The following is a 12,921-nucleotide window of genomic DNA, read 5'->3' on the forward strand; positions in this document are numbered from 1 at the left end:
GCCATGAAGACCAAGACCGCCGACCGCTTACAGTTCAACCGTAAGATCCTCGCCCTCGCCCTGCCCAACATCCTCAGCAACATCACCGTCCCACTCCTCGGGATTGCAGACCTTGCCCTTGCCGGCAGGCTCAACGATGTCGATGCCATCGGGGGGATTGCCATAGCGACCACGATCTTCAACCTCATCTATTGGAACTTCGCCTTCCTACGTATGGGGACCACGGGCATGACAGCCCAGGCCAAGGGGGCTGACGATCGCTCACTCATCGGACGACTGCTGGCACAGTCTCTCGTCATAGGTCTTGGGTTCGGTCTGCTCATCTTCCTCTTCCGAGCACCGCTCCTCTCAGGGATCATGGCCCTCCTTTCGCCCGAAGCTTCACTTGTGTCTTACAGCATCAAGTACTTCGACATCGTCATCTATGCCGCCCCTGCCGTCCTCTGCTCTTTCGCCCTCAATGGCTGGATCATAGGAATGCAAAACACATGGTGGCCGATGACGGTAAGCATCACCACAAATGCCATCAACATCGCCACCAGTGCTTACCTCGTACTGGTCGAAGGATGGGACATCCAAGGGATAGCAACAGGTACACTCGTGGCGCACTATGTAGGTGTGGTCATGCTCTCTGTCGGTGCTTATGTCCTCTACCTCCGTAAGGGCGAAGCCACCCTGCCCACCCATGTCCGTGCACTTGCGACGGGCTTGGGGCGATTTTTCAAAACAAATGCCGACATCTTCCTCCGTACCCTGCTCTTGATCATCGTCACGGGCTTCTTCACCTACGCAGGGACACAGTTCGGCAGTCTCACGCTGTCGACGAACACCCTGCTTCTTCAATTCTTCACCATCTTCTCCTACTTCACCGATGGCTTTGCCTACGCAGCAGAGGCTCTTGTGGGTCTGTATTACGGTCGCAAGGACAGAGCACTCCTGCGCACCTCCGTCCGTTATCTTATGTGGTGGGGTGTCGGGATCACGATGATGGCGACCGTCCTCTATGTCTTCGGTAGTGACCTCTTCTTGCGCTTCCTTACCGACAAACCCGAACTCATCTCTCATGCTCGACCTTATATGATATGGATCTACCTCATCCCCGTGGCAGGCTTCCTCGCCTTTCTCTGGGACGGCATCTATATAGGTCTGACAGCGACCAAAGAGATGTTGTGGAGTATGCTTGCAGCGGTGATGGTCTTCTTTGTGCTCTTCTTCACGATCAAGACCGAAGACCCCAACCATGCACTCTGGATCGCCTTCCTCGCCTATCTCTCAGTCAGAGGACTACTTCAGAGTCTGCTTGCTCGTCGCATCAAAGGGCTGGGGAAAGGCTTTGAGAGTATCTATTACCTATCCATCGGGACAGACCAAAGCGAGTCCAAACACCTCGCCACACTTCGCCGACTCATCACCGAGACATGGCCCGAGGGTGAGATGTGCGACTTCTACTCCACACCCGATGCAACAGGTAAGACCTCAAAGATCTACGCCAACACCGTCCTTCGCATCGAGTCCCCAATCACGGCGACCGAACTCTCAACCGTCGCCAAGTCTCTCGAAGCCCGCATGGGGCGCACCAAGGGCTCTACTGATGTCCCCCTCGACATCGATATCGTTGTCCAAGACGGCAACATCCTCCGCCCCAAGGACTACGGGCAAGAGTACTTCCGACGAGGGTACGAGCTCTTACGAAAGGGATAATCTCCACCCTCTCTCACCATCCACATAACACCAAAAGATCAGAAATAAAGTCCCGGGATCCTCAAAATCGTCTTTAACGACTTTCGTCATCAAGTTTAACGACTTTCCAAATCGTCTTTAACGACTTTTTTTCATCCCCTTTGAGACCGTTGCACGGCCTGCAAAATGCGGTAATTACAAGGCGGTGAGACTGAGAACGAAGGGAGTGTGCTTTCGCACAAGACCGAGTCCGAATGTCGAAAACAACGCAGTAAGTGCCGCATTATGCAACAGTCTCCCTTTAGTCTCCCTCACTGAAAGGCGGCTTTTCACACCTCAAAAGATGCCGAAAGGCGGTGCAGGAAGACAAAGCTTCCACACACCGCCTCTCTCTTGATTTAATATTGAGATATAGATTACCTAACCGAAGAATCTGCCCGGGCAAATACTGTATCTCTTTCTATGCCTCTTGCCCCCTAAACACAACGGACAGAGAGCATTACTCCTTGTATCGAACATAAACCCAAGGGCTTTTGGCCACTTCTCCTGTCTTTTTGCTAACAGTATAAAGCATCAAGGTGTCGCCGTTAACCTTATAAACATCTTTACTAAACAACTGAAAATGTCCACTTGTGCATCGACGTACAAAGATAGTATCCTTCTCCGTGTACCAGACATGTGATACCCCTCTATTCAACTCCAAAACTATCGAGGCTTTTCTGTGATATCCATCGCTCCGAAAGACTTCAAAATTTACTAACGCATCTTTATCTTCTTTCAGACGATCTTTATCCTTTTCAAGGATCCAAACCCCAAACACTCGAGGGTCTCTCGGATTCTGACGAAGTTTTTCCAACTTCTTCTTGCATTTCCCATCAATCGGATCGAAAGAGCAACCTACAAACACAAAAAGGGCTAATAAAAGTACAATCCAAGATTTCATGACATTATTGCTTTACATACAGTTTCAGCTCTTGATTAAATAATGGATGTTACTCCTTGTATCGAACATAAACTCGAGGACTTTTGTCCACGTCTCCAGTCTTTTTGCTAACAGTATAAAGCATCAAGGTGTCGCCGTTAACCTTATAAACGTCCTTGTCCAAAGCAAAATATCCATATTTACAACCATGGACAAAGAGAGTATCCTTGTCTGTGTACCAGACATCAGATGCAAAACGATACAATACCGAACGACTTAAGGCTAGTTGCCAATAACCATCTTCCCGAAAGAACTGAAAAGCTATTTGCTTATGAGGATCAGGATCCTCCAGACGCTCTTTGTGTTCTTCAAGAATCCAAACCCCGAACAATCGAGGGTCTCTCGGCTTCTGACGAAGTTCCTCCAACTTCTTCTTGCATTTCCCATCAATCGGATCGAAAGAGCATCCTACGAACACAAAAAGGGCTAATAAAAATACAATCCAAGATTTCATAACGTTATTGCTTTATATACAGTTTCAGCTTTTGACCAAACAGAAAGCATTACTCTTTGTATCGAACATAAACCCAAGTTTTTTTCCCCACTTCTCCTGTCTCTTCGTAAACAGTACAAAGCTTCAAGGTATCGCCGTTAACCTTATAAACGGCTTTACGACCCGGCTGAAAATTCCCACTCGTGCACCAACTCATAAAGACCGTATCCTTCTCCGTGTACCATACATTCGATACCGCTCGATCCAACTGCAGAACTATTGAGGCTGTTCGGTGATATCCATCATCCCGAAAGACTTGAAAATTCAACAATGCGTTTTTATCTTTCAGACGCTCTTTATCCTCTTCAAGAATCCAAATCCCGAACAATCGAGGGTCTCTCGGATTCTGACGAAGTTTTTCCAACTTCTTCTTACATTTCCCATTAATCGGGTCAAAAGAGCATCCTACAAACACAAAAAGGGCTAATAAAATTACAATCCAAGACTTCATAAAATTATTGCTTTATATACAGTTTCAGCTTTTGACAAAACAGAAAGCATTACTCTTTGTATCGAACATAAACCCAAGGACTTTTTTCCACATCACCGGTCTTTTCACTTACACTGTAGAGTTTCAAGGTGTTAGCATCAACCTTATAAATAGCTTTACGGCCCGGCTGAAAATTCCCACTCGTGCACCAACTCATAAAGACCGTATCCTTGTCTGTGTACCAAGCACCATATCCCCATCGACTCAACTCTAAAACTAGAGAGGCCGGCATATAATATCCATCGCTCCGAAAGACTTGAAAATTTACTAACGCATCTTTATCTTCTTTCAGACGATCTTTATCCTTTTCAAGAATCCAAACCCCGAACAATCGAGGGTCTCTCGGCTTCTGACGAAGTTTTTCCAACTTCTTCATACATTTCCCATCAATCGGATCGAAAGAGCATCCTACGAACACAAAAAGGGCTAATAAAAGTACAATCCAAGATTTCATGACATTACCTTTTACCATATGATCCTCACTCTATCCGAGTAATAAACACCACCCGGAAAAATTGTGGGCTTCCACCAATCCCCAATATTTACCTTTGCACCCTTTTTAGCATACCACCATGCGGCACTACTACAAATGAGTCGCTTAGGGGCTGCATATTTGGCAAAAAGGACTTGAATGGGATTACAATAGTAGGTTCCGATAGATTCGAGAGCCTGATTGTAAATCACATCATTATCGACATCTGTCTGTACACGCTTCCAACCCCACCTGAATATCCCTCTACTCCAAAACTTATACTTCACATCAAATATCTGACCGACATGCACAAAAGGATGAAGATTTGCCCAATCTTCCTTAAAGTTCTCATTTTTCATATCCTTTTCTAAGTCAGTTCCAATCGTTATTTGCAAATTTTCAAAGGGTTTCTCACCCTCTGACTTAAGCCGAGCGATATCTTCATCAATCTCATTTTTTGTTTTAGAGAAGACCGCCACATGTCCAAAATCCCAAGTCTCAGATCCTGTATAACGTATGACACTCTTATTTCCAAACATTCCATTTCCAGGAAGAGCGATAAGGAGTCGTCCTTTTTCTATCCCCCACTTTATCCTCCCGAATAAAATTTCAGGATCTATTGAAGGTTGTTTATCAAAAACGACAGCAACCTCTGTCAAAGCGAGTGCCAGTGTCCAAAATGCTGCAGCAGTTATAGATTGAGGGGCTACAGAACTCATCCGAGGTGTGGGACTCTCATCTGTTTGCTCCATAGCTTCTCGTATTTTCCAATAAGGATCTTCTTCCTCCGAACTCCGAAGTGCGGCAGAGTGAAAAACATCATCAAATGCCTTATTAGCCTTTTCCAACTGCAGTCTAAAAGCATCCGCAGAGTTTTTATTTCCTAATCTATGCACCTTTTCAGCCACAAATCGAGCCTCCATTCGAGGCATTTCAGACAAAAAAGATTGCCTAAGCCTCGGCTCAAGATCAAAGAAAGACAAACTCCTTCCATCCGGAGCCTCAAACTTCATATCAAGTAATTTTTCGATGACGGTATTCATACGGTGCTCACCTGTGCCCAAATCAAGATCATCAGAAATAGGTTTAGATATTTGCTCTCGATAGTCTGCGACAATTTGGGGATGAACCGCATACCATTCAGCCATGGAGGCTATATTTTGGTAATAACGAAGTAGTTCTGCGCCTACATCTCCTCCTGCATCTCCCATATCAGAAATATCCTGTCTGATATAGGCTTCACTTGGATGCTTATCATCCGGGGTAGTTTCAAGCAAAGTTTTAGACTGACAAGCACCATAGCTTACAATCAGAAAAAAAGAAATAAGTAATTTGACCGCATTCGTCTTCATAGTTAATGTAAAAAAATAAGATTTTAGTGAAATGAAATATGTGTTAAATAATCACAGCACGCAATATACAAATAATTTTCATTAATCCAAACAATCACTAATAAACCCCAATACAAACGACCCTCTATCTTGACACCCAGTAGTATAATCTATGCCCTAATATAGATCAAAAGACATCCCCTTTTATTGCAAAAAGAAAGCCCTATCAGAGGGCAAATTCAGACAAAAATGAAATCAGAGAAAAAACTCTGAAATAACTATTGCCAATACATTTTTTATCAATACATTTGTGTGTCCCTTAGCAGGGACAGAATGAGTAAATGCAGAATCCAACTTATTTAATCATTAACTTATAACAATACAAGATGAAGACCCAAGAAATCTTGTCAGCACTTGAAGCTCGACACCCAGGTGAATCTGAGTATCTACAAGCAGTAAGAGAAGTACTCTTGTCGATCGAAGAGGTGTACAACAAACACCCAGAGTTTGAAAAGGCTAAGATCATCGAAAGAATGGTAGAGCCTGATCGTATCTTCACATTCCGTGTGCCCTGGGTAGATGACAACGGCGAAGTGCATGTAAACATCGGTTACCGTGTACAGTTCAACAACTGCATCGGCCCTTACAAAGGTGGTATCCGTTTCCATCCTTCAGTAAACCTTTCAATCCTTAAGTTCTTAGGATTTGAGCAAACATTCAAAAACGCATTGACTACCCTTCCTATGGGTGGTGGTAAAGGAGGTGCAGACTTCTCTCCTAAGGGTCGCACAGACGGCGAAATCATGAGATTCTGCCAATCATTCATCACTGAGCTTTGGAGAAACATCGGTCCTGACACAGACGTCCCTGCAGGTGACATCGGTGTAGGTGGTCGTGAAGTCGCTTATATGTACGGTATGTACCGCAAGCTCGCTCGCGAAAATACAGGTACATTCACAGGTAAGGGTATGACTTTCGGTGGATCTATCCTTCGTCCTGAAGCAACAGGTTACGGTGCTATCTACTTCCTTGATCAGCTCCTCGCTACACACAACCACAGCCTAAAGGGCAAGACTGTCGCTATCTCCGGCTTCGGTAACGTTGCTTGGGGTGCTGCAGCTAAGGCTACAGAACTTGGTGCTAAGGTCGTGACTATCTCAGGTCCTGACGGTTATGTCTACGACGAAAACGGCATCAGCGGCGAAAAGATCGACTACATGCTCGAACTCCGTAACAGCGGTAACGACATCGTAGCTCCTTACGCTGAAAAGTTCGGTGCTAAGTTCTTCGCAGGTAAGAAGCCTTGGGAACAAAAGGTAGACATCGCTCTTCCTTGTGCTACTCAAAACGAGCTTAACCTCGAAGATGCAAAGAAGCTCGAAGCTAACGGTACACTCTGCGTTTGCGAGGTATCTAACATGGGTTGTACAGCTGAAGCATCTGAATACTTCGTTGAAAAGAAAATGCTCTTCGCTCCAGGTAAGGCAGTGAATGCTGGTGGTGTGGCGACATCCGGTCTCGAAATGACTCAGAACGCAATGCACATCTCTTGGACAGCTGAAGAAGTAGACGCTAAGCTACACCAAATCATGAGCGACATCCACAACCAATGTGTCGAGTTCGGTCGTGAAGGTAACTACATCAACTACGTGAAGGGTGCCAACATCGCAGGCTTCATGAAGGTGGCTCAAGCAATGCTCGAACAAGGTATCGTCTAATCTCGGACACCTTATACATACCGGAAGGGCGTGTCAAAATTAACATTTTGACACGCCCTCTTTTTTGTCCTCTGATGCACAAAGATACTACGAAATGAACCGATGTCAGAAGACATAATCTCACGTACGGAAAGCAAAGCCAAACACGACATGGGACAATACGGTGACTTGCCTCGCATCTCAAGTCTTCACTGAAAATGGACAGCACCCCAAAAGTTTTGTATCCAACTCTTGGGGTGCTGTTCGTAAAGGTTCGGTGCTTTGGTGCGATCACACGGTCCGCTTTTTCATCACCTGTCAGATGGTGGAGCAGGAGGGAAAAGTATTTCCCAGTCTTCGACCCTATAAACGTAGTAGAAAGGCTCTCCCCTATCCTCGATGAGATAGACATCGGGATAATAATATGTGCCGGGATTTGTGGTACGTGTAGATCCCATCTTCTTCCACAAATCATGAGGATGAGAGAGTCTGTATGCACCTATATCTTCGGCCTTGATGATGGCTGTGGAGTGTGGCATGGCATTGAAGAAGTAGAGGACAGCCTCGCGCTCTTGAGAGGGATCTTTGGTCGTCAGTTGTGCCTTGATCCTCATCGGGGTATTGCTGAGGCTCCACTTCTCAAAAGGTACACGACTGGCACCTTTGACCCTCATATTGATGGGAATATAGACAGCAGCAGGCTTGGGCTGTGTGCGCTTGGCCGAGCAGTAGGTCACCTCGTACACATCAAGGTCCTCGACCTTGGAATCGTCGATCAATAGGATTTGGAGGAATCTCCGCTGGAGGTTTTCGTACCGACCGACATGGGAGAGGTCGTAGTCTCTGAGGATCTTTTCGATAGGTGTGAAGGTCATCAAGCCCTTTTCCTCTCGGGTGATCGTGCCTCGCTCTTCTTTATTGAACGTAAAATAGAGAGTCAAGCCTGCTTCGGGCTTATAAACAAAGGTTGAATCGTTCGACTGATACCACACTCTCGGAGCCGTGATGTCGTCCGAGGGCTTGATGATCACTCGGATGTCTCCTGATAACTCTTGCCCCATGGAGGAGAAAGAAAAGACAGAGAGCATCAAGAGGATTAAGATGAGTCTTTTCATAAGGATGATATAAATGCTTTGTATTGTTATCTTGAATGGAGTTCGATGACCTCAAGATCCTTGGGGATGCCTTGATCGATGGTGAAACGGATGAGGGTCCGCACGACTTGTGCCCCATAAGTGCCTGCCGCACCGGGATTGATATAAAGGGTATCGAAAGTGGCATCGTACTTGACCATGAGGATGTGCGAGTGACCGGCGACAAGGATCTTGGGTCGCTCTGCCCTCAGGCGGGTAGAGATGCCGAACGAATACTTACCGGGACGTCCGACGATGTGACGAATGAGTACTTTCGCACCCTCGACCTCGAAAACTTGCTCGGCAGGGCACTCTCTTCGCAACACAGCCCCATCAATGTTGCCGTAGACGGCACGCACCGGACATATCTTACGGAGACCCTCAAGGACAGAGAGGTCGCCGATATCTCCGGCATGCCAGATCTCATCACACTCGGAAAAGTAGTGTGCGTATCGATCATCCCAAGTCCCGTGGGTGTCGGAGAGCACACCTATACGTTTCATGGGCGTTCTCTGCGAGCAAGGACCTCTTCCTTGAAGACTCGTCCGCGGTGCTCGTAATTCTTGAACAAGTCAAAACTCGCACAGGCAGGTGAAAGCAGGACGACATCTCCCTCTTCGAGATCAAGGGTCTCAACGAAGTCGAGTGCTTCGGTCACACTGTGAGCATCAATGGTCGGCAAACCCAATCGGTCAAATGCTCGGTGCAACTTCTCACTATCAGTGGTGAGATAGATGAGTGCCTTGGCTTTGGCAGAGACGAGGTCATAGATCATGTTATAGTCGTTGCCCTTATCCGTACCGCCAAGGAGGATGACAGTCTTGTGATCGGGCATAGCCGACAGGGCATAGTGCGTGGAGTCGATGTTGGTGGCCTTGGAGTCGTTGATGTATCGGACACCATCGATGACAGCGACAGGCTCCATACGGTGCTCGACAGCTTTGAAGGAATGGAGAGCCTGCTCGATCCCTTGGATCTCAAGACCCATGCGTAGTGCCACGAGGGTGGATGCCATCATGTTGTAGACATTGTGGATCCCTTGGAGTGGCATTTGGCTGTAATCTATATCGTACGACTTGTCACCAAGTCTGACACAAAAGCATCGACCATCGACATAAGCTCCTTGAAGCACCTTGTCCAAACCAAAGGTCTGGACTTCGCTCTCCAAAGGAGACTCTCTACGAGCCAACATGTCTGCGGTGACAAGATCTTCTCTGAAGTAGATCGCAAGATCTCCGGGCTTCTGATTGCGGAAGACACGCCCCTTGGCATCGGCATACTTCTCCAGTGCGTATTCGTAACGGTCGAGGTGGTCAGGCGTGATGTTCGTGAGTACTGCAATGTCAGCCCTGAAGTCGTACATATGATCGAGCTGAAAACTACTCAACTCGACGACATAGACTTTATGCGGATCACGGACAACACACTGAGCGAGCGAGGTCCCTATGTTGCCACAAGCGATGGCATCGATACCGTTCTCTCTCAAGATGTGGGAGATTAGAGAAGTCGTTGTGGTCTTTCCGTTACTGCCGGTGATGGCGATCACCTGACTGTCGCCGATGTATCTGAAAGCAAGCTCGATCTCCGAAATGACCGAGACACCAAGTTCGACACAACGTTGAATGATCGGAGCTTTATCCGGAATGCCGGGGCTCTTGACCACCTGCGTCGCCACAGCAAGATCCGGAAGTATGTGTCCTCCCTCTTCATAAGGGATGTGATGTTCGTGAAGAAAAGTCTTGCTTTCGTCCGAAAGTTTTGCGTTGTCGGAGAGAAGGACTTTGTGGCCTTTTTGGGCAGCGAGAGCTGCTGCCCAAAGACCGCTTTCGCCACCTCCGAGGACGATGGTATATGCCATGATGTTTACCTTAGTTTGAGCGTGATGACAGTGAGCACGGCAAGTATGATGCCGACGATCCACATACGGAAGACGATCTTGGCCTCTTGGACAGGCACTACGGGATGCTGGATGAGAGCATCTATGCCTGCGTTGCCGGGCTTTTGGAAGTGATGGTGAAGGGGAGTCATCTTGAATACCCTTCGGCCTTCGCCATACTTTTTACGAGTGTACTTGAAGTAAAAGACTTGGATCATCACCGAAAGACTCTCGACCAAAAAGATACCACAGAGGATGGGTAGAAGAAGCTCTTTGCGCAGGACGATGGCATAGACCGCAATGATGCCTCCGAGAGTGAGACTACCGGTATCCCCCATGAAGACTTGAGCAGGATAGGAGTTGTACCACAAGAAGCCGACGATGGATCCGATGAACGCAGCAGCAAAGACCACGAGCTCTTCTGCACCGGGGATGAACATGATATTGAGGTAAGAGGCGAACTCCATGTGTGAAGACATATAAGCCAACACCCCCAACACCACACCGATAATGGCTGAAGAACCGGCGGCAAGACCATCCAAGCCATCGGTAAGGTTCGATCCGTTGGAGACCGCAGTGACGATGAAAATGCAGACAATGATCAGCACGAGGAAAGTCACGAGATCTTTGTGCCCATTGAGTCCGAGGAGATCAGCCACCTTCCCATAGTCGAGGTTGTTGTTCTTGACAAAAGGGATGGTTGTCTGTGCACTCTTCTGCTCGAGCTTATTGTACTCGACAAGGGTCACACCGTCGGATGTCGTCGTCTGGATGTTTTCCTTGATCACGACGGCCGGACTCATGGTGAGGGTCACCGCGACAAGGATACCGAGACCGATCTGAGCGATGATCTTGTACTTGCCTCTAAGTCCTTCTTTATGCTTCTTGAAGACCTTGATATAATCGTCAGCAAAGCCCAGCACGCCGAGCCACAGCGTCGTGACGATCATGAGGATGATGTAGATGTTGCTGAGTTTACAGAGCAACAAGCTGGGGATGAGCAGGGCGATGATGATGATGATCCCCCCATGGTAGGAGTACCTTTCTTAGAGATCTGACCTTCGAGGCCCAAGTCGCGGATGGTCTCCCCGATCTGCTTGAGCTGCAACTTGTCGATGATACGACGACCCACAATCGTTGCGATGAGCATGGACAAAATAAATGCCAGCCCCGCACGTGTGGTGACGTAAGTGAACGCCCCCATGCCGGGGACTTCGAGCGTCTTGAGGTATTCGAATAGATAATACAACATGGTGATATCCTCCCTTAAAATATTTTATACCAGTGGTTTTTCCTTAGAAGTTATCTCTGTCACTATTTCAAAGTCGGAGAAGTGATGCTTCACCCCCTTGATCTCCTGATAAGTCTCGTGTCCCTTGCCGGCAATGAGGATGATGTCCTTGGGTATAGCCATGGTACAAGCAGTACGAATGGCCTCACGACGATCGGTGATGCTCAGCGTACGAGCCGCAGCGTCGACATCCAGCCCCTCCTGCATCTGCCTGATGATCTCGACAGGATCTTCGTCACGAGGGTTATCAGAAGTGAGGATGACGAGGTCGCTGTGCTTGGCACTTATGGCAGCCATGACAGGGCGTTTGGCCTGGTCTCTATTACCTCCACAGCCGACGACGGTGATCAGACGACCTCCCGTATTGTCGATGAGATCGGTGAGTGTCGTAAGGACGTTCTCCAGAGCATCAGGTGTGTGGGCATAGTCCACGACAGCAACATATCCTTTGGGCGAAAGGATCGTCTGGAACCTCCCATCGACCGGACGAAGGGTGCTCATGAGGCGGAGCACCTCATCCTTGTCCGCACCCAATAACATCGCAGCCCCATAGACAGCGAGGAGATTGTACGCATTGAAATTCCCCACAAAGTGGGTGAAGACCTCGGTAGAGCCGAAGAGCATATCCGTCCCCTCAAGGTGCTGTTCAAGGATCTTTCCCTTGAAGTCCGCATCCCTCTTGAGTCCGTAGGTGTGGATATCGGCTTTGCTGTTCTGTACCATCACGCCACCGTTGGGCTCATCGATATTGGTCAAGGCGAAAGCCTCCTTGCAGAGCCCGTCGAAGAAGCCCTGCTTTGCTTTAAGATAGTTAAGGAACGTGCCATGATAATCCAAGTGATCATGGGTGATGTTCGTGAATATCCCGCCGACAAAGACCGCACCACCGATACGATGCTGACAGACGGCATGAGAGGATACTTCCATAAACACATACGAACAGCCGGCTTGTCTCATCTCGTTGAGCAAGCACTGAAGCGTAAGCGCATCGGGAGTCGTGCGCTCCGACGCCCTCACCTCATCGTCGATGTAGACACAGACGGTAGATATGAGCCCCACCTTGTACCCCAACCCCTTGAAGAGTCGATACAAGAGTGTTGCGATCGTCGTCTTGCCGTTCGTCCCCGTCACTCCGATGAGTTTCAGTTTTTCGGAAGGGTGGTCGTAATAGTTTGCCGCCAACTCCCCGAGGATCACATCGGTATGCTCTGCACGGATGTATGCTATATGCTCTGCCTGCTCATCGGGCAACTCCTCACACAAGATAGCGACAGCTCCCTTCTTGACCGCTTGATCGATATAGTTGTGCCCGTCCGTGATGGTACCTTTGATCGCAACGAAGAGATCCCCCGGCTCCACCTTTCGTGAGTCGCTCGTGATCTTTTTTATCTCTACGGCCGAAGCATCACCGAGTTGTTCGTGCGCAATGCCTTTGAGTAACTGACTGAGTCTCATATAATGATTGTGATGTATTGT

Annotated in this window: 11 protein-coding genes and 1 pseudogene; 2 read left to right on the forward strand and 10 right to left on the reverse strand. The window is 48.0% G+C overall.

Annotated elements, in window-relative coordinates; genetic code table 11:
* Nucleotides 1–3 precede the first annotated feature (3 nt).
* Nucleotides 4–1,701: an MATE family efflux transporter gene (locus tag EL262_RS05370; RefSeq protein WP_078735862.1), complete on the forward strand. Its 1,698-nt coding sequence runs from the start codon at nucleotides 4–6 to the stop codon at nucleotides 1,699–1,701.
* Between the two features lie 478 nt (nucleotides 1,702–2,179).
* Here EL262_RS05370 and EL262_RS05375 read toward each other — a convergent pair whose 3' ends face one another.
* The 5 genes from EL262_RS05375 to EL262_RS05395 form a co-directional block, all read right to left on the reverse strand.
* Nucleotides 2,180–2,623, reverse strand: coding sequence for a hypothetical protein (locus EL262_RS05375; RefSeq protein WP_025838852.1), 444 nt, complete (start codon nucleotides 2,621–2,623; stop codon nucleotides 2,180–2,182).
* 49 nt (nucleotides 2,624–2,672) lie between these two features.
* A complete protein-coding gene (locus EL262_RS05380; RefSeq protein ID WP_025838850.1) occupies nucleotides 2,673–3,116 on the reverse strand; it encodes a hypothetical protein in 444 nt (147 codons plus the stop codon).
* 49 nt (nucleotides 3,117–3,165) lie between these two features.
* A complete protein-coding gene (locus tag EL262_RS05385; protein WP_025838847.1) occupies nucleotides 3,166–3,606 on the reverse strand; it encodes a hypothetical protein in 441 nt (146 codons plus the stop codon).
* A 49-nt stretch (nucleotides 3,607–3,655) separates the two neighbouring features.
* Nucleotides 3,656–4,021, reverse strand: a complete 366-nt coding sequence (locus EL262_RS05390; protein ID WP_126464371.1) for a hypothetical protein — start codon at nucleotides 4,019–4,021, stop codon at nucleotides 3,656–3,658.
* An 89-nt stretch (nucleotides 4,022–4,110) separates the two neighbouring features.
* Complete coding sequence (locus EL262_RS05395) at nucleotides 4,111–5,469, reverse strand: hypothetical protein (RefSeq protein ID WP_025838843.1); 1,359 nt, start codon at nucleotides 5,467–5,469, stop codon at nucleotides 4,111–4,113.
* Between the two features lie 365 nt (nucleotides 5,470–5,834).
* Between EL262_RS05395 and gdhA the strand changes: the two genes are divergently transcribed.
* Nucleotides 5,835–7,166, forward strand: a complete 1,332-nt coding sequence (gene gdhA / locus EL262_RS05400) for an NADP-specific glutamate dehydrogenase (protein ID WP_025838841.1) — start codon at nucleotides 5,835–5,837, stop codon at nucleotides 7,164–7,166.
* Between the two features lie 290 nt (nucleotides 7,167–7,456).
* Here the strand turns inward: gdhA and EL262_RS05405 are convergent, their stop codons facing one another.
* From EL262_RS05405 to EL262_RS05425, 5 genes and pseudogenes are all read right to left on the reverse strand, one after another.
* Nucleotides 7,457–8,260, reverse strand: a complete 804-nt coding sequence (locus EL262_RS05405; RefSeq protein ID WP_025838839.1) for a hypothetical protein — start codon at nucleotides 8,258–8,260, stop codon at nucleotides 7,457–7,459.
* A 26-nt stretch (nucleotides 8,261–8,286) separates the two neighbouring features.
* On the reverse strand, nucleotides 8,287–8,781 hold the full coding sequence (locus EL262_RS05410; protein WP_078735860.1) for a metallophosphoesterase family protein: 495 nt from the start codon (nucleotides 8,779–8,781) through the stop codon (nucleotides 8,287–8,289).
* Complete coding sequence (gene murD / locus EL262_RS05415; RefSeq protein ID WP_025838837.1) at nucleotides 8,778–10,136, reverse strand: UDP-N-acetylmuramoyl-L-alanine--D-glutamate ligase; 1,359 nt, start codon at nucleotides 10,134–10,136, stop codon at nucleotides 8,778–8,780. The genes EL262_RS05410 and murD overlap by 4 nt, the downstream gene beginning before the upstream one ends.
* Before the next feature lie 5 nt (nucleotides 10,137–10,141).
* Nucleotides 10,142–11,406, reverse strand: a pseudogene (gene mraY, locus EL262_RS05420) (phospho-N-acetylmuramoyl-pentapeptide-transferase).
* A 24-nt stretch (nucleotides 11,407–11,430) separates the two neighbouring features.
* Nucleotides 11,431–12,900 carry a UDP-N-acetylmuramoyl-L-alanyl-D-glutamate--2,6-diaminopimelate ligase gene (locus tag EL262_RS05425; protein WP_025838833.1) on the reverse strand — a complete coding sequence of 490 codons (1,470 nt, stop codon included), beginning with the start codon at nucleotides 12,898–12,900 and terminating at the stop codon, nucleotides 11,431–11,433.
* Nucleotides 12,901–12,921 lie beyond the last annotated feature (21 nt).

This window comes from Porphyromonas cangingivalis (assembly GCF_900638305.1).
GTDB lineage: Bacteria > Bacteroidota > Bacteroidia > Bacteroidales > Porphyromonadaceae > Porphyromonas_A > Porphyromonas_A cangingivalis.